The organism is Embleya sp. NBC_00896 (assembly GCF_045207785.1).
In the GTDB taxonomy this organism is placed as follows: domain Bacteria; phylum Actinomycetota; class Actinomycetes; order Streptomycetales; family Streptomycetaceae; genus Embleya.
The window spans coordinates 1,822,044-1,842,507 of record NZ_CP108777.1 but is presented as its reverse complement, the minus strand read 5'-3'; the positions used below and the strand labels follow the sequence as shown (position 1 = coordinate 1,842,507).

General features: G+C 71.6%; 19 protein-coding genes. 9 read left to right on the top strand and 10 right to left on the bottom strand.

The features are described from left to right. Positions 1-26 precede the first annotated feature (26 nt). A complete protein-coding gene (locus OG928_RS41640) occupies positions 27-782 on the bottom strand; it encodes a helix-turn-helix domain-containing protein (protein ID WP_331767216.1) in 756 nt (251 codons plus the stop codon). Positions 783-1,003: 221 nt separating this feature from the next. Between OG928_RS41640 and OG928_RS41635 the strand changes: the two genes are divergently transcribed. From OG928_RS41635 to OG928_RS41625, 3 genes are read left to right on the top strand one after another with little or no spacing between them, the layout of a single operon-like run. Then, positions 1,004-1,675, top strand: a complete 672-nt coding sequence (locus tag OG928_RS41635) for a DUF4097 family beta strand repeat-containing protein (protein ID WP_331767215.1) — start codon at positions 1,004-1,006, stop codon at positions 1,673-1,675. A 30-nt stretch (positions 1,676-1,705) separates the two neighbouring features. After that, positions 1,706-2,683 carry an ATP-binding cassette domain-containing protein gene (locus OG928_RS41630; protein WP_331767214.1) on the top strand — a complete coding sequence of 326 codons (978 nt, stop codon included), beginning with the start codon at positions 1,706-1,708 and terminating at the stop codon, positions 2,681-2,683. Next, positions 2,680-3,471, top strand: a complete 792-nt coding sequence (locus tag OG928_RS41625) for an ABC transporter permease (protein WP_331767213.1) — start codon at positions 2,680-2,682, stop codon at positions 3,469-3,471. Before OG928_RS41630 ends, OG928_RS41625 begins: the two co-directional genes overlap by 4 nt. 267 nt (positions 3,472-3,738) lie before the next feature. Here the strand turns inward: OG928_RS41625 and OG928_RS41620 are convergent, their stop codons facing one another. The 3 genes from OG928_RS41620 to OG928_RS41610 all read right to left on the bottom strand — a co-directional run bounded on the left by OG928_RS41620 (position 3,739) and on the right by OG928_RS41610 (position 5,518). Next, the gene (locus tag OG928_RS41620; RefSeq protein WP_331767212.1) at positions 3,739-4,596 is read right to left on the bottom strand and encodes an SAM-dependent methyltransferase; all 858 of its coding nucleotides are present in this window, start codon (positions 4,594-4,596) and stop codon (positions 3,739-3,741) included. Positions 4,597-4,775: 179 nt separating this feature from the next. Then, positions 4,776-5,054, bottom strand: coding sequence for a PqqD family protein (locus tag OG928_RS41615; protein ID WP_331767211.1), 279 nt, complete (start codon positions 5,052-5,054; stop codon positions 4,776-4,778). Positions 5,055-5,245: 191 nt separating this feature from the next. Next, entirely contained in the window at positions 5,246-5,518 is a 273-nt protein-coding gene (locus OG928_RS41610) for a type B 50S ribosomal protein L31 (protein ID WP_331767210.1), read from the bottom strand. A gap of 181 nt (positions 5,519-5,699) precedes the next feature. Here OG928_RS41610 and OG928_RS41605 point away from each other — a divergent pair, with 181 nt between their 5' ends. From OG928_RS41605 to OG928_RS41595, 3 genes are all read left to right on the top strand, one after another. After that, positions 5,700-6,494: a maleylpyruvate isomerase family mycothiol-dependent enzyme gene (locus OG928_RS41605; RefSeq protein ID WP_331767209.1), complete on the top strand. Its 795-nt coding sequence runs from the start codon at positions 5,700-5,702 to the stop codon at positions 6,492-6,494. A gap of 125 nt (positions 6,495-6,619) precedes the next feature. Then, positions 6,620-7,570: an SAM-dependent methyltransferase gene (locus OG928_RS41600; protein ID WP_406292112.1), complete on the top strand. Its 951-nt coding sequence runs from the start codon at positions 6,620-6,622 to the stop codon at positions 7,568-7,570. A gap of 343 nt (positions 7,571-7,913) precedes the next feature. Beyond that, entirely contained in the window at positions 7,914-9,527 is a 1,614-nt protein-coding gene (locus OG928_RS41595) for an alpha-amylase family glycosyl hydrolase (RefSeq protein ID WP_331767207.1), read from the top strand. Positions 9,528-9,545: 18 nt separating this feature from the next. On the opposite strand, the gene OG928_RS41590 is transcribed toward OG928_RS41595, so the two are convergent. The 4 genes from OG928_RS41590 to OG928_RS41575 all read right to left on the bottom strand — a co-directional run bounded on the left by OG928_RS41590 (position 9,546) and on the right by OG928_RS41575 (position 13,997). Continuing rightward, on the bottom strand, positions 9,546-10,259 hold the full coding sequence (locus tag OG928_RS41590; RefSeq protein ID WP_331767206.1) for a GDSL-type esterase/lipase family protein: 714 nt from the start codon (positions 10,257-10,259) through the stop codon (positions 9,546-9,548). 178 nt (positions 10,260-10,437) lie between these two features. Then, on the bottom strand, positions 10,438-12,534 hold the full coding sequence (locus OG928_RS41585; RefSeq protein WP_331767205.1) for an AAA family ATPase: 2,097 nt from the start codon (positions 12,532-12,534) through the stop codon (positions 10,438-10,440). Positions 12,535-12,640: 106 nt separating this feature from the next. After that, positions 12,641-13,276 (bottom strand): TetR family transcriptional regulator, encoded by a 636-nt coding sequence (locus OG928_RS41580; protein WP_331767204.1) that lies wholly within the window; start codon positions 13,274-13,276, stop codon positions 12,641-12,643. A 79-nt stretch (positions 13,277-13,355) separates the two neighbouring features. Further along, positions 13,356-13,997 (bottom strand): hypothetical protein, encoded by a 642-nt coding sequence (locus tag OG928_RS41575; RefSeq protein WP_331767203.1) that lies wholly within the window; start codon positions 13,995-13,997, stop codon positions 13,356-13,358. 468 nt (positions 13,998-14,465) lie between these two features. Between OG928_RS41575 and OG928_RS41570 the strand changes: the two genes are divergently transcribed. After that, positions 14,466-15,068, top strand: a complete 603-nt coding sequence (locus OG928_RS41570; protein WP_331767201.1) for an HDIG domain-containing metalloprotein — start codon at positions 14,466-14,468, stop codon at positions 15,066-15,068. A 31-nt stretch (positions 15,069-15,099) separates the two neighbouring features. Here the strand turns inward: OG928_RS41570 and OG928_RS41565 are convergent, their stop codons facing one another. Then, positions 15,100-17,070 (bottom strand): S9 family peptidase, encoded by a 1,971-nt coding sequence (locus tag OG928_RS41565; RefSeq protein ID WP_331767200.1) that lies wholly within the window; start codon positions 17,068-17,070, stop codon positions 15,100-15,102. 208 nt (positions 17,071-17,278) lie between these two features. Between OG928_RS41565 and OG928_RS41560 the strand changes: the two genes are divergently transcribed. Both OG928_RS41560 and proS read left to right on the top strand, forming a co-directional pair. Beyond that, positions 17,279-17,737 (top strand): pyridoxamine 5'-phosphate oxidase family protein, encoded by a 459-nt coding sequence (locus tag OG928_RS41560; protein ID WP_406292110.1) that lies wholly within the window; start codon positions 17,279-17,281, stop codon positions 17,735-17,737. Positions 17,738-18,064: 327 nt separating this feature from the next. Beyond that, positions 18,065-19,477 (top strand): proline--tRNA ligase, encoded by a 1,413-nt coding sequence (gene proS / locus OG928_RS41555; RefSeq protein WP_331767198.1) that lies wholly within the window; start codon positions 18,065-18,067, stop codon positions 19,475-19,477. Positions 19,478-19,566: 89 nt separating this feature from the next. Here proS and OG928_RS41550 read toward each other — a convergent pair whose 3' ends face one another. Then, positions 19,567-20,448 (bottom strand): LLM class flavin-dependent oxidoreductase, encoded by an 882-nt coding sequence (locus tag OG928_RS41550; protein WP_406291690.1) that lies wholly within the window; start codon positions 20,446-20,448, stop codon positions 19,567-19,569. Positions 20,449-20,464: the final 16 nt, after the last annotated feature.

The window sequence follows — 20,464 nt, the reverse complement described above, 5'->3', positions numbered from 1 at the left end:
GTCGCCGTGACCATCGAGACGGCTGTCTATCCGCGATCCGGACTTGACTCGGCAGTGCCGCCCGAGCTCGCTTCGGGCTTCGTATAGAGGACTTCGCGGACCTGCGCCGCGGCGCGGAGGATGCTCTCGCTCATGAAGTCGCTGAAGCGGGCGATGTTCTCCAGGCGGGCGGCGGCCTGGGTGTCGCGGCCGAGGATGCCGACGCCCTGCCGTGCGATCTCGGCGACCTGGGCGGCGCCGCGGGCGCTGGCGATCGTCGACTGGTACCAGGCGTCGTCGTCGGCAACGTAGCGCTCCCGGCGGCGTTCGTCGCGTTCCCGGCGGACGAGGCCCTGGCTTTCGAGGAACGCGATCGCCTTGGAGACGGACGCCGGGCTGACCTGGAGGCGCTGGACGAGTTCGGACGCGGTGAGGCTGCCCGCGTCGGCGGTGAAAAGGCAGGTCAGCACCCGGGCCATCATCTTGGGCACGCCCTGTTGCATGAGGACGGTGGTGAACGTCTCCTCGTACTCGCGCACGGCCTCGTCGTCGCGCCCGTGGCCCTGCGCAGGCGCTCCCTGCCCTCGGGGCGGGGTGTGCCTGCGCCGGTGGGCGCGGCGTTCGGTGGCGCGGTGGGCCAAGTCGGCGCGGTAGGCGGCGGGGCCGCCGTTTCGCATCACCTCACGCGTGATCGTCGACGTGGGGCGCTCGAGACCTCGGGCGATCTCCGCGTAGGCGAGGCCGTCGGCCAGCCCCAGCGCGATCTGCCGGCGGTCCTGCTGGGTGAGCCTGCCTCCCGGCATCGCAATCTCCTTCGCGGTTCGTTGATGCCCTCAGCATAGCGTTCACTCCAAATCATTGCAACGAATCATGAGACTGCTGTTGCATTAAGCGTAATATCATTGCAACGATTTTCCCACGTCTACCTGCATAGATGACAGTTTTTCGCAACACATATCTTGAGTGAATCTTGAATGCAACGTAGCGTTTCCGAAGTCAGAAACAACGAGCACCGGAGCACACGATGCAGAAGTTCGACACCCCCACCCCGATCACCGCCGTCCTGGACATCCCCGCAGGGCGCATCCAGTTCATCGCCGCCGACCGCGCCGACACGACGGTGGAGGTCCTGCCCGCAAACGCCTCGAAGGGCCGCGATGTGAAGGCGGCGGAACAGGCCACGGTCGTATACGGCGACGGCGTCCTGCGGATCGATGCCCCGGCGGCGAAGAACCAGTACTTCGGCCCCTCCGGGTCCGTCGAGGTGACCATTCAGCTGCCCGCCGGCTCCCGCATCGAGACGAAGGCCTCCTGCGCCGAGTTCCGGGGCGTCGGACGCCTCGGCGACGTTGCCGTCGAGGGCGCGTACGGCCCGGTCAAGATCGACGAGGCCGCGAGCGTGCGCCTCACCGTCCACGCCGGTGACGTCGCGGTCGGCCGCCTGGGCGGCCCCGCGGAGATCAGCACCCAAAAGGGCGACATCCACATCGCCGAGGCCATCTCCGGCACGGTCGTGCTGCGCACCCGGATGGGCGATGTGTCGGTCGGCGCCGCGGCCGGAGTGTCCGCCTCCCTGGACGCCGGCACCGGCTACGGCCGGATCGACAACGCCCTGAAGAACACCGACGGCGCCGCGCCCGGCTTGACCATCCACGCGACCACCGACCACGGCAACATCACCGCCCGCAGCCTCTGAACGCCCGCAGCCTCTGAAGGAGCACCCACCATGACCAACCCGGCCATCGCGGCGAACGGGCTGCGCAAGTCCTACGGCGACAAGACCGTGCTCGACGGCATCGACATCGCCGTCCCCGAAGGGACGATCTTCGCCCTGCTCGGACCGAACGGCGCCGGCAAGACCACCGCCGTCAAGATTCTCTCCACCCTCATCTCCCCCGACGCCGGCGAGCTGCGGGTCGGCGGGCACGACCCTGCCGCCGACCCGCAGGCGGTGCGGGCCGCGATCGGTGTGACGGGGCAGTTCTCCGCCGTCGACGGCCTGATCACCGGGGAGGAGAACATGCTCCTCATGGCGGACCTGCACCACCTCTCCAAGCGCGAGGGCAAGCGGGTCGCCGCCGAGTTGCTGGAGCGCTTCGACCTGGTCGAGGCCGCGAAGAAGCCCGCCTCCAGCTACTCCGGCGGCATGAAGCGCCGCCTGGACCTCGCGATGACGCTGGTCGGGAACCCGCGGATCATCTTCCTGGACGAGCCGACCACCGGCCTCGACCCGCGCTCCCGCCACAACATGTGGGGGATCATCCGCGAGCTCGTCTCCGACGGCGTCACCGTCTTCCTCACCACCCAGTACCTCGACGAGGCCGACGAACTCGCGGATCGCATCGCCGTGCTCAACGACGGCAGGATCGCCGCCGAGGGGACCGCCGACGAGCTGAAGCGGCTCATCCCCGGCGGACACGTGCGACTGCGCTTCTCCGACCCGTCCGCGTACCGGTCCGCCGCCTCCGCGCTGCGCGACGTCGGCCGGGACGACGAGTCGCTGTCGCTGCAGATCCCCAGCGACGGCAGCCAGCGCGAGCTGCGCTCCATCCTCGACCGGCTGGACTCGGCCGGCATCGAGGCGGACGAGCTGACCGTGCACACCCCCGACCTCGACGACGTGTTCTTCGCCCTGACCGGCCACCCCACCGCCACCGCCGCGCCCGCTGCCGCGCCCGCCGTCCTGAAGGAGACCGTCCGATGAGCGCCTTCTCCCTCGCCGTACGCGACTCGAACACCATGCTGCGCCGCAACCTCCTGCACGCGCGCCGCTATCCGTCCCTCACCCTGAACCTGCTGCTCACGCCGATCATGCTGCTGCTGCTCTTCGTCTACATCTTCGGCGACGTGATGAGCGCGGGCATCGGCGGCGGCGGCGCGGACCGCTCCGAGTACATCGCCTATATCGTCCCGGGCATCCTGATGATGACCATCGGCGGCGCCACGGTCGGGACCGCGGTGTCCGTCTCCACCGACATGAGCGAAGGCATCATCGCCCGCTTCCGCACGATGGCGATCCACCGCCCGTCGGTGCTCATCGGGCACGTCGTCGGCAGCGTGCTGCAGTCGATCGCCGGTGTGGTCCTCGTCGGCGCCGTCGCCGTGGCCATCGGCTTCCGATCCACGGACGCCACGGTCCTGGAGTGGATCGCCGCGTTCGGGCTGCTCGCGCTCTTCGCCCTGGCACTCACCTGGATCGCGGTCGGGATGGGCCTGGTCAGCCCGAACGCCGAGGCGGCGAGCAACAACGCGCTGCCGCTGGTCCTGCTGCCGCTCTTCTCCAGCGCCTTCATCCCGGCCGACACGATGCCGGGCTGGTTCCAGCCGATCGCCGAGTACCAGCCGTTCACCCCGGCCATCGAGACCCTGCGCGGCCTGCTGCTCGGCACCGAGATCGGCCACAACGGGTGGCTCGCCATCGCCTGGTGCCTGGGCCTCGCAGTGCTCGGCTACTTCTGGTCGACGTCGAAGTTCAACCGCGACCCGAAGTAGGCGACGTGACAGCGCGGGCCGCCTCCCGCAACTCGTCCCGCCCCAGGGCGGCGTTACTCCGACACCGCGTCGGCGTACGCCGCCCGGTCGGCGTCCTTCGCCGCCCGCCGAGCCCGGGCCACGGCCTGTCTCGCCCTTGCTCCACTCCGATCCCGTGCTCCACACCGTCGAGCACGGGATCATCGCTGCCGGTCAAGCCCCACCCGTGTCCCGTGAAACACGGAAACGGTGGAGAATCCGCCATCCCGGCCGCCGATCGCGGCGAGGTCAGGCCGTCGGCTTTGCGGCGATACCGCCGGCCATCAGGCGTTGGCCGACCGTGAGTTCGTCGCCGATCGGCTCTTCCGGGCGCCACTGCGGAAGGTAGACCACGCCCGGCTCGACGAGGTCGAAGTCGTCGAAGTAGGCGGTGATTTCCTCGAGGGTGCGGAAGCGGCCCGAGCCGAGGTCGGTGAGCAGGGCCTTCTCCAGCGCGACTGCGTCGGGGCTGGACGCGCAGAAGTGCGTGAGGAAGAGGTAACTGCCGGGCGGCAGCGCCTTCTTGTACGCCTCGACGATCGCGAGCGGACCCTCGTCGTCGTTGAGGTGGTGGACGACGCCGACCAGCATCAGGCCGATCGGCTGGTCGAAGTCGATCAGCGCCCGCACGTCCGGGTGGCCCAGGACGGCCTCCGGGTCGCGCAGGTCGGCGGTGACGACGGTGGTGCGGTCGTTCTCCGCGAGCAGCGCCCGGCCGTGCGCGAGCACGATCGGGTCCTTGTCGACGTAGACCACCTTGGCGTCGGCGGAGTGCGCCTGGGCCACCTGATGGGTGTTCTGTACCGTCGGCAGCCCGGATCCGAGGTCCAGGAACTGGCGAATGCCCTGCTCGGCCATGAAGCGGACGCCGCGCCCGAGCACGGCCCGGTTGAACCGGCCGACGTCGCCGATCTCGGGCACGATGGCCAAGGACGCCTCGGCTATCGCGCGGTCGACGGGATAGTTGTCCTTGCCGCCGAGAACGGCGTCGTAGACCCGGGCGATGCTGGGCGTGGAGATGTCGATCCCGACGGGCCGCCATTCCGACTCCGCGTCGTTCGCACCGCCATCCGCGAGGTTGTCCGACGCGCGCCACTCGTCTGCCATGGAGGCTCCCACCGTAGGGTGAATGATCATCGATTCCCGTTGGTGGTAAGCCTAAGGGTGAATCACTCCGGGCAGGCCGGCGGGGCGGGGCACAATCGCCTCGAACTCCGGCTCGAGGTGCCGAAGTTCGGGTCGACACGGACCGGCGGCTCGGTCGCCGCCCGCCGAACCGCCGCCGATCAGGACCGGGCTTCCAGGATGCCTTCGGCGTGGAAGCGCGCGATGGTCTCGGCGACCTCCTCGCGCGGCGGCGCCGAGCGCCCCAGCCGGGCGCCGATGTGGGCGGTGATCTCGTCCGTGGTGAGCCGGCCGCTGCACAGTTCGAAGACCAGGGCCGCGGTGCGGTCGAGGTGGTGCACGCGCGGCGGATTGTGCTGGTGGATCACGAGGCCGTCGGGGTGGTCGCTGACGCCCATGCCGGCCGCGCGGCGCGGGTACACCGCCGGGGTGGCGCTCACCGCCGGGCGGCGGCGTCGGAGTTCCGGCCGGCCCGGCCCGGACACGGGTCTACCCGCCCCGTCATCGCGTCCACGGCATCCGGCGACATGCGGCCACACCCTTTCGGCCGACCGGACGCCTGGCGCGCCCCGACGGTAACGTTCGGTGACGCTATGCCATCGCGCTCACAACGGTCCAATCGCCGCGGGATTCACTCCGCGGGGCCCGATCCGCCCGCCCCCTGGCCGCCGTAGCGCCGCTCGAACTTGGCGACCTCGCCCTCCGGGTCCACCGGCCGCGCGTTGCCCGTGTAGAAGGGATGGCTCTCCGAGGAGATCTCGACGTCGACGACGGGGTACGTGTTGCCGTCGTCCCACTCGATCGTCTGCTCGCTCACGGCCGTGGACCTGGTGAGGAAGGCGTATCCCGCCGCGCGGTCGCGGAAGACCACCGGACCGTACGCCGGGTGCTTGTTCTGCTGCATGGCTGCTGCTCCTCGTGTCGGCTCCGGCGTACCACCCGCACGCCTACCGAACAGCCTGGCGAGAAATCGAAGCGGGCGCGATAGCTCGCGTCCGTACGGCGGAACCGACATCCGGGGGCTCCTCGCACCGTTGTGCGCGGATACGAATACGGATCCGGGGCGGCGATGGCAGGGTGAGGACATGGACCATTACCCCCATTTCCGGCGTGAGATCAAGGCGTTCGAGGCCGCGGCCCGGCGCGCGGTGGCGGCCGGGGAGGCGCCTTCGGTGCCCTCGTGTCCGGGTTGGACGATGTCCGATCTGGTCGTGCACCTGGGCGGCGTCCACCGCGTCGTGGGGTGCGTCGTCAAAGAGCGGCTCCCGGAGCTTCCGGACGTCACCGACGCCGGCCTGTTCGACCTGCCCGCCGAACGCGAGGATTGGCCGGTGCCGGGGCAGGGGCCGACACCCGGCCCGGTGCCGGTCGCGCTGGTCGACTGGTTCGCGGCCGGGGCTCGCGCGCTCGACGAGCTGTTCGTGCGCACCGACCCGAACGAGGCGGTGTGGACCTGGTCGGCGGACCATACGGTGGGGTTCTGGCTGCGGGTCCAAACCATCGAGGCATCGGTGCACCGCTGGGACGCGGAGCGGGCGCTCGGCGCGGCCGGGCCGATCGACACCGAAGTCGCCGTGGACGCCGTCGGCCACGCGTTCGAGGTCATGGCGCCGTACCGGCGGTCCGTGCAGAGCGCGCCCCTCGGTGCGGGCGAACGATTCCGATTCCGACGGACCGACGGCCCCGGCGTGTGGACGGCGTGCTTCGAGGGCGACGAGGTCCGGCTCGCCGGGCCCGACGGGCCCTGCGACGTGGAGGCGGCCGGCACGGCATCCGACCTGATGCTGTTCCTGTGGGGCCGACGGCCGGCGCAACCCCTCACCGTGACCGGCGACCACGCCGTCCTCGACCGCTACTCGACCCTCGTACCGCCCGTCTGATCCCCCGTGCGATCACCCGTCCGATCGCCGCTCCGATCGCCGGCCGGGCTCCCCCGAACCGGGGTCCCGACCGCCCGGCAACGCGCTCCGGAACGCGAGGTGTCCATCCGGTGCGGTTTCCCGTCATGCCCGCCGTCCGCCGGACCCGCCAACCAGTCACCGGGTACGATCGCCTACTACGCATGGTTGGTGACGAAGCGTCAGATCTCATGGAAGGGCAATTCATGGTCGACGATGGGGAACCGAGGCGCGCGCGGGCCGAGTTACGGAATGGAACCGACGACTGGAAGCCCACTGTCTTGGACACCACGCACCCGACTCCGGCGCGAATGTACGACTACTTCCTCGGCGGCAAGGACAACTTCGCCGTCGACCGGGAGGCCGCGGAGCGGGTGAAGGAAGCCGTCGAGGACACCTACGAAAGCGTTTGGGAGAATCGGTACTTCCTCCAGCGCGCGGTGCGGACGCTCGCCGAGGCCGGCATCGACCAGTTCCTCGATCTGGGCACGGGGCTGCCCACCCAGGGGAACGTGCACGAGGTGGCCCAGGAGATCAACCCGGCGGCACGGGTGGTGTACGTCGACAACGACCCCATCGTGCTGGCGCACGGTCGGGCACTGCTGGCCGACAACGCGAGCACCACCGTGATCACCGGGGACATGCGCGAGCCGGACAAGATCCTGCAACATCCGGACGTCCAGGACCTGATCGACTTCTCCCGCCCGGTGGCCGTGCTGTTCGTGGCCGTATTCCACTTCATCCGCGAGAGCGAGGCGCCGGACACGATCCTCCGCGCGTTCCGCGAAGCGATGGCGCCCGGCAGCTACCTGGCGCTGTCCCATCTGACCACCGACGGCCCGCCGCCCGAGGCGGTGGCCCGAACCGAGGCGATCTACCAGAACGCCACCTCCCCGATCGTCTTCCGCCCGCGCGAGCGCATCGCCTCGTTCTTCGAGGGGTTCGACCTCCTGGAGCCCGGTCTGACGCGCGCGTGGGACTGGCGTCCCGACCCCACCGACAAGATCCGTACCGATTGGCTCTACGCCGGGGTGGGCCGGCTCGCCGACGAGCGCTGAGTCGCCGAGTGGCGGGCGGACCGGATCGGGCGGGCAGACCGGATCGGGCCGGCTCGGCAGGCCGCGGATGTGACGGCGACGTCACGGCGGGTCCCGGTCGGAAACGACCCGGTCAGGACTTGCCCGGGCTCGGGGTGCGGAAGTCGAGCAGGATCCGGCGGCCGGCCCGCGCGACGATGCGACCGGCCCGGCCGCCGGAAGTCGAGCAGGATCCGGCGGCCGGCCCGCGCGACGATGTGACCGGCCCGGCCGGCGCGGCCCGCACGACCGGCGCCCATGTTCGTGGTGGGCGAGCGGGTACTACTGGTATGTGACGACCTCCTCCGGCGCTACCGACCCGACAGTGCCCGACCAGCGGGATCCTTCCCCGGATCCGGACCCGTGGTGGCGTGGAGGCGTGGTCTACAACGCCTATCCGCGGTCGTGGAAGGACACGAACGCCGACGGCTTCGGGGATCTCGCGGGCATCATCGAGAAGCTGGAACATCTCGCCTGGCTCGGCGTCGACGGCCTGTGGCTCAACCCCACGATGCCGTCCCCGGACCACGACTGGGGCTACGACATCGCCGACTACCGAGGGGTGCATCCCGACTTCGGCGACCACGAGGACCTGCAACGACTGATCGAGATCGCCGAGCGGCTCGGGGTGCGCGTGCTGATGGACCTCGTGCCCAGCCACACCAGCGACGAGCACCGTTGGTTCGCCGCGTCGCGGTCCGCCACGACGTCGCCGTTCCGGGACTACTACGTGTGGCGCCCGCCGGCGCCGGACGGCGGGGCGCCCAACAACTGGCTCAGCCACTTCGGCGGCCCGGCCTGGACCCTGGACCCCGCGACCGGCGAGTACTACCTGCACAGCTTCTCGCCGCACCAGCCGAAGCTGAACTGGTGGAACCCGGCGGTCCGCGCCGAGTTCGACGAGATCCTGCGCTTCTGGTTCGACCGCGGCGTCGCGGGCGTGCGGATCGACGCCCTGCAAACGCTGTTCCACGACCCGGAGTTCCGGGACGATCCGCCGGCCACCGAACAGGACGGCACGACGGAACGCGCCCTCGGGCGGCGGTTCGCGCACAGCGGCGGCCACCCGCGGGTGCACGAGGCGATCCGGCACTGGCGCGCGCTCGGCGAGGAATACCGCTCGGCACGGCTGCTGTTCGGCGAGACGTGGGTGCCGTCCGTGGACGCGTTGGCCGCGTACTACGGCAACGGCTCGGACGAACTCCACCTGGCGTGGAACGTGCCCTTCCTCCAGGCCCGCTTCACCGCGCCCGCGCTGCACGAGGTCATCGGCCGCACCCTGGATCGGCTGCCCGCCGACGCGTGGCCGGTGTGGGCGATGTCGACCCACGACGGCGACGGCCGCGCCGCGACCCGCTGGTGCCGCGGCGAGCCGGCCGCCGTCCGCTGCGCCCTGCTCCTGCTGTTGACGCTGCGTGGTACGCCGGTGCTCTACTACGGCGACGAGATCGGCATGGTCGAGCCCGGCGCCGAACTGCTCACCCACAGCGTCCGCGACCTGGCCGAACCGCACGGACACCGGGACGCCGGCCGCACTCCCATGCAGTGGGACGGCGGCCCCGACGGCGGCTTCTCGACGTCCGCACGACCATGGCTGCCGATCGCCGGCGGCCCCGGCCTCAACGTCGCCGACCAGCGCGAGGACCCCATGTCCACCCTGAACCTGTGCCGTGACCTGATCGCCCTGCGCCGCACGCTCCCGGACCTGGCGACCGGCCCGATGACGCTGCTCCCGCTCCGAGGCGACATCCTCACCTGGCATCGCGGCACCCTCACCGTGGCCCTCAACCTGGGCAACGCCCCCGCGTCCCTCCCCGCGACCGGCACCATCCGCGTCAGTACGGCCGGACCCCGCGCCGGCGAGCCGGTCCCCAGCGCCGTCCGAATGGAACCGTACGAGGGCCTGGTGATCGAGGAGGACCCGGACCGCCCCCTGTAGGCCCGCCCGCGCCCTCGGTCAGTCCGTCGGCGTATTCGAGTTCGCCGCCGTGGGGGTGTCGGCGATCCGGGGGAAGGGGCGGGGGTAGTGGGCGCCCAAGCCGAAGGCGGCGGCGAGGATGTCGGCGAAGGCGGCGGCGATCCGGTACTCGCCGGCCGGGTTCGGGTGGGTGCCGTCCCAAGTGTGCTCGGCGGCGACGAACTCGGCGTCGGTCCGCGCCACGACCAGCGGCGCCTCGTCGGTGTTCAGGTCGGCCGCGACCGCCTCGATCCGGTCGTTGGAGGCGGCGACCCGGGCGGCGAACTCCGGCTCGTCGCCGGCCTTACGGGTGGGCAGGATCCGGCCCACGACGATCCGCAGTCGAGGATCGGCGCGCCGGGCGTTCGCGACGAACTCGCGCAGGTCGGCCTCGAACCGCGGCGGCTCGACCGGATGCCAGAGCAGGTCGTTGATGCCGAGCAGCACGAGCAGGTACTCGGGCCGGTGCTCGGCGACCTTGGCCTCGATCGCGTCCTTCTCGGCAAGATAGGTGTCGAAGTCCGGATCGGCGTAGGTGGTGCCGTCGGGGTCCACGTTGTCGAGCCCGGTCTTGGGCCCGACCAGGTCGAGCCGGACATCGTGCGCGCGCAGATGCCGCCACAGCCGGTAGCGCCAGGTCCAGTGCCCGCTGCTGCCGTGGCTGATCGAATCCCCGACGATCATGATCGGGATCTCGTACGTCGCGCCCGTCATCCTGCCCTCCCGGGTCGATCCACCGACGCAATCCACCGCCCGCCCCGGTGCCGCGACCGGAAAATTCACCGGTTCTCGGCGCCGGCACTACACACGCTAGATTCCCCACCTCCAGTCTGCCGCCCGACACCCGCGAACGGGTGGCCACGCCCCGGACCGGCCGGGGCCGGGGGAGAGGTCACCGCCCCGGCGCGAGTACCAGCGCGGCCGGCAGGGGTCGGTGGTGCAGGATGTCGAGGCGGGAGACGGCTCGGGTGAGGACCACGTAGAGCCGGCTGGGGCCGCGGGACTCGGCGGCGACGATCGCGGCCGGCTCGACCGCCACCACGTGGTCGTATTCGAGGCCCTTGGCCAGTGTCGCGGGCAGCACCGTGACGCGGGCCCCGCCGGTGGGGTCCGGGTCGTCGGCGGTGGTGGTCGCGATGCCGGCCGCGACCAGGGCGGCGCGCAGGTGCGCGGTCTCGGTGGCGTCGGCGATCACGCCGATCGAGCCCTCGCGGGCCAGCGCGGCGCGGACCGCGTCGACGGTCGCCGCGCGCAGGTCGGCCACCTCGCGGATGCTCAGCTCGCCGTCCTCGCGCAGCGACCGGGCGGCCGGCACGTCGACGTCGAGCGTGCCCAGGAGCCGGTTCGCGAGCGCGACGATCACCGCCGGCACCCGGAAGCCGACGGTCAGCGGGGCCACCGTGGCGTCCGGCCGGCCGAGGTGGGTCAGCAGTTCGGGCCAGTCGCGCGCCGACCACGGCGTGGTCCCCTGGGCCAGGTCGCCCAGTACCGTCACCGAGCCGAAGCCGATCCGCCGGCCCAGCGCGCGGCACTGCATCGGGGACAGGTCCTGTGCCTCGTCCACCACGACGTGGCCGTAGGCCGCGGGCCGCTCGATCAGGCCGGCGACCTCGTCGAGGAGCACCAGATCGGCGCTCGACCACCGCGCGCTCTTCCACGAGCGCGGCGGCTTCGTCCACCGGATCGCCTGCTGCTCGGCCGCCGTCAGGACGCCGTCGGCCGCGGCGGCGAGCGCGGCCGGATCGGTGAGCAGCTCGGCGACGACCTGCTCGGGGCAGGCTTTCGGCCACGACCGGTCGACGAACCCGCCGACGCCCTTGGACCGACCCATCCGGCGCAGCCAATCCCCGCTCGGTGGGCCGGAGTTGCGCTCGGCCTGCCGCTGCAGCACACGCACCGCGCGGGCCCGCACGCGTTCGCGGCCGACCTCGTACGGCGTGTCCTCGGCCGCGGCCCCCGCGACGATGTCCGCGAGTTCGGCCGGCGTGATCCGGCGACGGTACGCGCCGTCCGGGACGACCACCGGTTCGAGCGGCGTGGTGACGCGCGAGTACAGCGCGCGGCGCAGCACGTCCGCCATCCGCGCGTCGTGCTTGACCACCTCGGCGGCCGGGGTGTCCCGGCTCCGGATCGGGTGTCGACCAACCTCGTCGTCGATCGTGGACTGGCGGATGCCGGTCTCGCCGAGGGCCGGCAGCACCTCGGAGATGTAGTGGAGGAAGGCCCGGTTGGGGCCGACGATCAGCAGCCCGCCGCGCTGGATGCGCTGTGGGTAGGTGTAGAGCAGGAACGCCGCGCGGTGCAGGCCGACCGCCGTCTTGCCGGTGCCCGGCGCGCCCTGGACGCAGATGGACGCGGCGAGTTCGCGGCGGACCAGGTCGTCCTGTTCGGGCTGGATCGTCGCGACGATGTCGCGCATGGGGCCGAACCGCGGCCGGCCGATCTCACCGGCCAGGATCCCGCCGGGGCTGCCCGTGCCGTCGATGGCGCCGACGGGGTCCGTGCCGGGTGCGGCGGCGCTGCCGAGGTGCTCGTCCTCCAGGCTGGTCAGGTCCTCGGACGCGCCCACGCTCCACGGTGCCCAGCCGAAGCGGCGGCGGACCGCGACGCCGTGTGGATCGCGTGCGCTCGCGCGGTAGAACGCCCGGGAGATCGGCGCCCGCCAGTCCACGACCAGCGGCGGGGCGGCCAGGTCGGTGGTGATCCGGCGGCGGCCGATGTGATAGCGGCGGCCCCGGTGGTCACCGGCCGCCTCGGTCCGGTCGAAGTCCAGCCGGCCGAAGAACAGCGGGGTCTCCGGGAGTTCGCCCATCTCCTTGGCCCGGCTGCGCAGGGTGTAGCCGAGGGCCTCGGCGTCGGCTCCGGAGGCGGAGACGTCCGCGCCGGTGATCACGTGTTCGGCGGCGCCCTCGACCATCGCGGCCATCGCCTCGCGGCACGCTTCGTGGTAGGTCCGCTCCCTACCCAGTTCATGATCGAGTGACGTCATGACGATGATAATAATGCAACCAAGTCAATAATGTTACTCGGTTACGTTTTCAGCTCCGTGCCTCCCGGCTAGGCTCCCAAAGGCCGCGGTCGCCAGGGCCGCGGTTTCAGGGCGGCGTCTCCACGTACCGACGCAGCCCGTCGGAGAGCTGGTCGAAGGCCCGGTCCGCCGCCGCGACCGCGACCGGGTACAGCGAGGTCGCGCTCTCGCCCGCCGCGATCCGCCGCCAATTCTCCCGGGCCAGGATCCGCTGCACCGCGACGATCTGTCCGGCCGCCAGTCGCGCGTCCATCTCGTCCGGGCCGCCCAGCGCGCCGGCCAACGCCTCCTCGGCCCGATCCGTGTACGCGTGCAGCCGCGCGACCAGACTCGGCGTCCCGTACAGGAGCCGGTGGAACGCCAGCACCTCGGCGTCGTCGCACAGCCCGGTCACCGGATCCCGGGCGGCGAGCCCGGCCAGGACGTGCGCCCGCAGCGCCGCCAGCGCCGACATGCCCTCGGGCCGCTCGGCCACCACCCGACCGGCCTCGTCCTGGTGGTCGGCGAAGCGGTGCAGGACGAGGTCTTCCTTGGTCGGGAAGTAGCGGAAGAGCGTCGGCTTGGAGACCTCGGCCGCCCGCGCCACCTCCACCACCGACACCTCGTCGAAGCCCTTCGCCAGGAAGAGCGAGATGGCGGTCTCGGAGATCGTCTCGACCGTCCGAAGCTTCTTGCGCTCGCGCAGACCCATGTGACCGCTCATGTCCCGGCACCCTAGTCGGCCGACCCGCGGCCCGCCCGTCCTCCTCGGCGGCGGGGCCCACCCGGAGGAGGCGCAGCGGCTATGCCGCCGTCGCGTCGGCGAGGGTGATGTGGCGGGCCTTGAGGCCGGCGATCACCGCGTCGGCGATCGCCTGCGCGCTGCGGTTGTCGATGTCGACCACGATGGCGTGCCGGGTGTCCACGTCGTGCGCGAGGGCCCGGTGGGCGTCCGCGACGCGTTCGAGGGCGCCACGACGGGTGAGCCAACCGCGGTCGTCGGCGGACAGGCTGCGCTGGGCGGACAGCCGGTCGCGCAGGGTTCGGGCCGAGGCCGTCAGGTGGACCGTGACGGTCGGCTCCTCCAGTACGGCCCGGTACTCGGCGACCTGACCGCTGAGCCGGGTGCTGTCGGCGCGGTAGATCGCCGCGCTGTCGGCGGCCACGCTGGTGGCCCACGTGTCGACGACGGCCGGGCCGACGAGCCGCTGCCGCTTGACCAGTTCGTCGGCGCGGAGCAGCCCGGACAGGCCCAGTCCGTGCCCGGCCCGGGTGGCGAGCCGAATCGGTTCGGCACGGCCGGCTATCGGTGTACAGCCCAGCGCGACACCGAGCGTGTCCGCGAGCGCCGAACTGCCGGCGCCCGGCGGGCCCTCGATCGCGACGAAGGCGTGTCGGTCGACGCGCCCGGTGGGGTCGAGACCTGCGAGCGTGGTCGGGGTCATCGCGGTGTCCTGGTTCACTTGATTGGACGTCGGTCGAGCGACGAGCCGACCGTACGCTCACGGTGCCCCTAAGGCTGTCGCCACTCCACGATGCGCGATCACTGGATGCCCCCGCAGGATCGGGTGGGCGAACATCAGGCGTACAAGAGGGTACCGCGCACCGCGGCCTGTGCCGAACTCGCAGTATGTGACGGCGAGATCGCGCAGCCGATCGATTCCGTGGGCGGTCCGTTCCGCGGGCGGCCGATGTGTTCGCCCCGGACTCCGATGCCCATTGCAAGTCAAGGAGGTCGCGGCTAGACCTGACGCCGTGCGCGTGGACGCGGCGGGACTGGTGGATTCGGTCCGCGCGTTCTGGGATATCCCGGCCGAGATCGCCGACCAGCTCGGCGCGACCCACTGGGCGGGCGATCGCCGTTTGGCGCAGTGAGCACACCGGGGCCGGCCCGACGGCATTAGGCTCCCCGGATGTCACAGCTCCCGACGGTCGCCGAGATCACCGTCCTGCACCAGGCGTACGCACCCACCCGCGCGGCGTTCGAGAAGGTGCACACGCACTGCGGGATCGTGTGGCGGATCGCCGAACAGCTCCTGGCCGGTCCCGGCGGCGCGGGCCTCGACGCCGATCTGGTCCGGGCCGGCTGCCTGCTGCACGACATCGGCGTGTACCGGCTGTACGACGACGAGGGGCGGCTCGACGGCGCGAACTACGTGCGGCACGGCCTGCTCGGCGCGGAGATCCTGCGCAAGGAGGGCCTGCCGGAGGTGCTGCACCGGTTCTGCTCGTGCCACACCGGGGTCGGGTTGACCCGGCACGACGTGCTGAGCCAGGACCTGCCGATCCCGGTCGACGACTATCTCCCCGAGTCGGCCGAGGAGCGGCTGGTGATGTACGCGGACAAGTTCCACAGCAAGTCGAACCCGCCGCGGTTCCTGCGGTCCGCGACCTTCGCCGCGAAGATCCGGCGCTTCGGCGAGGACAAGGTCGTCGCGTTCGACGCGCTGATGGCGGAGTTCGGTGTGCCCGAACTCGGGCCGTTCGAGGCCGAGTTCGGGCATCGGGTCAGCTGAGTGGGGCGGCCGGCCGGGCCCGGGGCGGGGGTCAGGGCGCCGCGTGCTGTTCGACCCAGTCCACGATCCGCCGGTTCCAATCGAGCCGATGCGAGGGCCGGCCGCACCGGAAGAACAGGTGCGACGCCTCCGGGTACAGCACGAGCCGGGTCGGCACCCGCCGTTCGCGCAGCGCGGTGAACCACTGCTGGGCCTGACCCATCGGGCAGCGCCGGTCGGCCGTGCCCTGGAGCACGAGGGTGGGGGTCATGACGTTCGCGACCTCGGTCAGCGGGCTGAGCTCCGCGAAGCGGGCCGGGTTCGCCCAGGGCGGTGAGCCCAGTTGCGTGCCGGCCATGTACGCGCCGAAGTCGGAGGTCCCGACCATGCTGGTGAGGTCCGCCACCGGGCCGCCGGTCACGGCCGCCGCGAATCGGTCGTCGTGGGCGGTGAGGTAGCAGGTCATGAATCCGCCGTAGCTGTAGCCGGCGATCGCGAGGCGGTGCGGGTCGGCCACCCCTTCGGCGACGAGCTGGTCCAGCGGTTCGAGGAAGTCCTTGCGGTCCGCCTCGCCCCACGCGCCGAGCGCGGCCCGGTAGAAGTCCTCTCCGTAGCCGTCGCTGGCGCGCGGGTTCAGCAGCAGGATCGTCCAGCCGCGCTCGGCGAGCACCTGGTGGTACAGGTGCACCGGGTCGGCCGCACCGCCCCACGCGTTGTGCGGGCCGCCGTGAATGTCCAGGAGCAGCGGACTCGGGCCGGTCGTGCGCGGATCGCGGATCAGCCGGCCATGGACCTCGGCGCCGTCGGAAATGGTGAAGTAGCGATCCACCGCCGGGTACAGCTCGACGTCCGGGAGCGCGGCGGCGCCGTGCGCGGTGAGCACCCGCTCGGTGCCGGCCACCGGGTCCACGACCGCGATCTCGCCGTACCGGTCGGGCGTGGACAGCACGATCGCGGCGCACTCGGCGGCACGGGCCACCGCGACGCCCGAGACCGAGCGGCCCGCGCCCTCGACCAGGGCGCGGAGGTGTCCCGAGACGAGGTCGACGGAGTACAGGTGGGTCTCACCGGCCTCGCGCACGCAAAAGAGCGCGGCCCGGTCCTTCGGGGTCACCTGGGGCAGCGCGCCGGGGTAGCCGGAGCTGCCGGGCATCACATTGCGGTCCAACAGCGCACCGAGATCCGTGGTCGGGTGACCGACCAACGACACCCGAAGCAGCCGCAGGTGGCCGGCCGCCGGACGATCCCGGCCGACCACCAGGAGCGCGTCGCCGGCCCACGTGACGGGACCGGCCATGCCCTCGGTCGAGCCCACCGGTTCGGGGCTCGCGTCGGGCTTGGCCAGGTCCAGCACGTACGCGGCGGACCGCCAGGTCAGGTCGGGGTCCGGGCCGTACGTACCGGAGAACGCGAGCCGATCGCCGCCGGGTGACCACGCCGGCTCGCCCGTGTTCCACTCGCCCTCGGTGACCGGGACCACCGATCCGGCGGCGAGGTCGAGCACGTGGACGTGCCGCCGCCCGGTGCCGAGGCCCACGCCGTCCACCTGGTAGTCGAGCGTGTCCGCGACCAGCGGCGCGTGGGCGGGAGCCGCACCGCCGCTCTCCACGAGCGCCGAGAACGCCAGACGCGTCCCGTCCGGGCTCCACACCGGGCAGCCCGCGCCCAGCGGCAGCCGGGTCAACTGCTCGGGGTCACCGCCGTCGAGCGGGAGTCGCCACACCTGCGGCCGACCGTCCACCTCGCGCAGGAACGCGATCCACGCCCCGTCCGGCGAGTAGGCCGGCGCGGTGTCCGCGGGCCCTGCGGTCAGCCGCCGGGGGCCACCGCAGGCGGTCGCCACCCGCCAGAGGGCGCGAACGTCGCGGTCCGTGTCCCGCTCCTGCTCGTCGACGTCGGCGACTTCGGTGGTCCGGTCGCACCTGCGGAGCACGTAGACGATCTCCGAGCCGTCCGGCGAGATGGCCGGCTCCTCCGGCACCGCGATCGCGGTGAGGTCCTCGAGACGCAGTCGACGTGCCATGCAATGCCTCCGAACTCCCGCGGCCACCACGGTGGTCGCTCCGCTTCACCGGTCGACGTTACGCGGCGCGCCGGTCCGGGAGAACGCGGCGGGGGAACGTGTTCGGACGGATTTCCCGCCCCGGTCACATTCCTCGGCGGCGCCGCACCCCCGTCGGCGCCGAAGATCGGGAAGACTGGGCGCCGCATCCGATCACCGATCCGGAGGAATCATGAAGCCGCCCGCCCGTAGCCCGGAGCAACGCAAGCAGGACGCCCTCGACCGGCTCGAGCACGACGTCGACGCATGGGTGTCCACGGCCGACGAGCACGGCACCCCGTACCTGGTCCCGCTGTCCTTCCTCTGGGACGGGCTCACCCTGTTGATCGCCACCGCGTCCGCAAGTCCGACGGCACGCAACCTGCTGGCCGGCGGAAAGGTCCGGGTCGCCCTCGGGCCGACCCGCGACGTGGTCCTGATCGAGGGCACCGCCGAGGCACTGCCCGCAGCCGACATCTCGCCGGAACTGGGCGACGGCTTCGCCGTGAAGACCGGCTTCGACCCACGGCAACTCACCAGCTCGTACCACTACTTCCGCATCCGCCCACAACGCCTGCAAGCCTGGCGCGAGGAAAACGAACTCAAGAACCGCGAACTGCTCCGAGAGGGCGAGTGGCTGATCTCTTGATCCACGAAACCGGCACGCGAACCCGGCATGATGCGGTGGCGGTGGCGACGTCGACCTGTTCGCCGTCGAACATCGGGTTGTCCCGCCATCGTGTCCGCACCGCCGATCCGATGCCGCGGGGGGAGGCTCTCCTCCATGACGATCGCGAAGCGGCGTGTTCCCGGGCTTCGCACAGCCGGGTCCAGACCCGCCTGTCGGTATCGGACGGCGGGGTGCGACCCTGCTCGATCCGCGAACACTTGGACTGATGCGGGGCGTCGGCGGGCGATTCGGGACAGGGAGTAATCGATTCGCATACGGGCGGGCGGGCGTCCTACCCTGCGCAGCATGGCAAAGGCAGCTGTGCTCGCTTCTCGAGCGGATGACTTCCCCCGTTGGTATCAGGACCTGATCAGCAAGGCCGAGCTGGCCGACAACGGTCCGGTGCGCGGCACCATGGTCATCCGACCGTATGGGTACAGCCTGTGGGAGCGCATGCAGCAGGAGGTGGACGCCCGGATCAAGGAGGCGGGTGCCTCGAACGCGTACTTTCCGCTCTTGATCCCGCAGTCGTACCTGACGAAGGAGGCCGAGCACGTCGAGGGGTTCGCCCCCGAGCTCGCCGTCGTCACACACGGCGGCGGCAAGGGGTTGGAGGAGCCCGTCGTCATCCGCCCGACCTCCGAGACGATCGTCAACGAGTCCTTCTCCAAGTGGGTGCAGAGCTACCGCGACCTGCCCCTGCTCATCAACCAGTGGGCGAACGTGGTGCGCTGGGAGCTGCGCCCGCGCGTGTTCCTGCGTACGACGGAGTTCCTGTGGCAGGAAGGCCACACCGCGCACGCCACGTACGAGGACGCCCGGGACTATGCCGCGCGCATCCACCGGAACGTGTACGCCGAGTTCATGGAGAACGTCCTGGCCATGGACGTCGTGCCGGGACGCAAGACGGTCAGGGAACGGTTCGCCGGGGCGATCAACACGCTCACCCTGGAGGGCATGATGGGCGACGGCAAGGCCCTCCAACTGGCCACCAGTCACGAGCTCGGCCAGAACTTCGCCAAGGCATTCAATACGCGGTACCTGTCGAAGGACGGTCGCCAGGAGTACGTCTGGCAGACCTCCTGGGGCTCCACCACGCGTATGGTCGGCGCGCTGGTGATGATGCACGGGGACGACAACGGTCTCCGCGTCCCGCCGCGCCTGGCTCCGATTCAGGTGGTGGTCGTCGCCATCAAGAGCGACGACGCGGTGCTGGCCAAGGTCCGCGAGATCGGTGACCGGTTGCAGGCAGCGGGTGTCCGCGTGCACGTCGACGACCGCACGGACACGCCGTTCGGCCGCCGCGCGGTCGACTGGGAGCTCAAGGGCGTGCCGGTACGGATCGAGCTCGGGCCGCGCGACCTGGAGAACGGCACCGCCGTGCTGGTCCGCCGGATCGCGGGAAGCAAGGAGCCGGTGGCGATCGAGGCCCTGTCCGAACTCCTGCCCGAGGTGCTGGAGGACGACCAGGCGCTGCTGCTGGCGCAGTCGCGTGAGCGCCGCAGGGACCGCACCGTCGAGGTGACCACGATCGAGGAGGCCGCAGCGGCCGCCGGCACCGGCTGGGCGCGCATCCCCTGGGCCACGCTGGGCCCGGAGGGCGAGGCGAAGCTCGCCGAGCAGGGCGTGTCCGTGCGCTGCCTGGTCGCCGCCGACGGCTCGGTCCCCGAGAGCGACGACCAGCCGGGCAACGTCGCCGTCGTGGCGCGCGCCTACTGACACATGCGAGGGACCTGGTGCCGCCGGCCACGCGGGCCGCCGGCACCGGGCCCCTCGCTCATGCGCCGCCTCGTCGCGCACCGCCTCGGTCAGATGCCCAGTGCGTCGCGGGTTCTGGTGAGTTCGTCGGGGGCGGTGGTGGTGGGGACCAGGAAGAGTTCGTCGAAGCCGGCGTCGCGGACGGTGTCGACGGCGGCTCGCAGGGCCTTCGGGGTGAACGCGGTGACGTTTTCGGCCACGGCTTCGCCGATTTCGTCGCTGAAGACGCGGAGGTAGTCGAACGCGTAGCCACGCAGGCGGGCTTCGGCGTCGGGGCCCAGGGCGTACCACAGGCTGGTCGACAGGTGCGGGGCGTCGGTGCGGCCCGCCTCGCGCCAGGCGGTGCGGACCCGTTCGGCGACATCGCGCAATGTGTCCGGGTCGGGCGCGGCCACGGCCGAGCCGTCGTCCACGCCGCCGGCCCACCGGGCGGCGCGCGCGGTCGCCTTGGGGCCCATCGCGCCCGCGATCAGGGGTGGGCCGCCGGGCTGGACGGGCGGTGGGCCGACCGGGTCCAGGTCGGGCTCGGGCGGGTTGCCGGCCCAGATCGAGCGCATGGTCGCGACCTGGTCGTCCATGCGTTGCCAGCGGCGGTCGAACGGGGCACCGACCGCGCGGTAGTCCTGTTCCCGCCCGCCGACGCCCACACCCACGGTCAGCCGGCCCTCGCTCAGCCGGTCGACGGAGGCGAGATCCTTGGCCATGCGGACGGCGGAGTGCGACGGCAGGATCACGATCGTGGTCCACAACCGGACGCGCTCGGTGAGCGCGGCGGCCGCGGCGAGTTGCACCGTGAGCGAGTGGCTGGTGTAGGTGATCCGCTCGGGCACCGCGAGGCTCGACCAGGGGCCCTCGTCGATGCCGCGGCACCAGCGCAGTACCTCGTCGCGGCCGTGCGGAAGCATGGTCGGCAGGGTCATCGCTATGTCCATGCCGCCGGATGCTGCC

What these genes read in the sequence shown, in the direction of transcription:
- OG928_RS41590 (WP_331767206.1), bottom strand. Translation starts at nt 10,259, where the DNA reads ATGACGGGCGCGACGTACGAGATCCCGATCATGATCGTCGGGGATTCG.
- OG928_RS41575 (WP_331767203.1), bottom strand. Translation starts at nt 13,997, where the DNA reads ATGACCCCGACCACGCTCGCAGGTCTCGACCCCACCGGGCGCGTCGAC.
- OG928_RS41550 (WP_406291690.1), bottom strand. Translation starts at nt 20,448, where the DNA reads ATGGACATAGCGATGACCCTGCCGACCATGCTTCCGCACGGCCGCGAC.
- OG928_RS41625 (WP_331767213.1), top strand. Translation starts at nt 2,680, where the DNA reads ATGAGCGCCTTCTCCCTCGCCGTACGCGACTCGAACACCATGCTGCGC.
- OG928_RS41570 (WP_331767201.1), top strand. Translation starts at nt 14,466, where the DNA reads ATGTCACAGCTCCCGACGGTCGCCGAGATCACCGTCCTGCACCAGGCG.
- OG928_RS41640 (WP_331767216.1), bottom strand. Translation starts at nt 782, where the DNA reads ATGCCGGGAGGCAGGCTCACCCAGCAGGACCGCCGGCAGATCGCGCTG.
- OG928_RS41580 (WP_331767204.1), bottom strand. Translation starts at nt 13,276, where the DNA reads ATGAGCGGTCACATGGGTCTGCGCGAGCGCAAGAAGCTTCGGACGGTC.
- OG928_RS41565 (WP_331767200.1), bottom strand. Translation starts at nt 17,070, where the DNA reads ATGGCACGTCGACTGCGTCTCGAGGACCTCACCGCGATCGCGGTGCCG.
- OG928_RS41605 (WP_331767209.1), top strand. Translation starts at nt 5,700, where the DNA reads ATGGACCATTACCCCCATTTCCGGCGTGAGATCAAGGCGTTCGAGGCC.
- proS (WP_331767198.1), top strand. Translation starts at nt 18,065, where the DNA reads ATGGCAAAGGCAGCTGTGCTCGCTTCTCGAGCGGATGACTTCCCCCGT.
- OG928_RS41585 (WP_331767205.1), bottom strand. Translation starts at nt 12,534, where the DNA reads ATGACGTCACTCGATCATGAACTGGGTAGGGAGCGGACCTACCACGAA.
- OG928_RS41620 (WP_331767212.1), bottom strand. Translation starts at nt 4,596, where the DNA reads ATGGCAGACGAGTGGCGCGCGTCGGACAACCTCGCGGATGGCGGTGCG.
- OG928_RS41630 (WP_331767214.1), top strand. Translation starts at nt 1,706, where the DNA reads ATGACCAACCCGGCCATCGCGGCGAACGGGCTGCGCAAGTCCTACGGC.
- OG928_RS41600 (WP_406292112.1), top strand. Translation starts at nt 6,620, where the DNA reads ATGCCCGCCGTCCGCCGGACCCGCCAACCAGTCACCGGGTACGATCGC.
- OG928_RS41610 (WP_331767210.1), bottom strand. Translation starts at nt 5,518, where the DNA reads ATGCAGCAGAACAAGCACCCGGCGTACGGTCCGGTGGTCTTCCGCGAC.
- OG928_RS41635 (WP_331767215.1), top strand. Translation starts at nt 1,004, where the DNA reads ATGCAGAAGTTCGACACCCCCACCCCGATCACCGCCGTCCTGGACATC.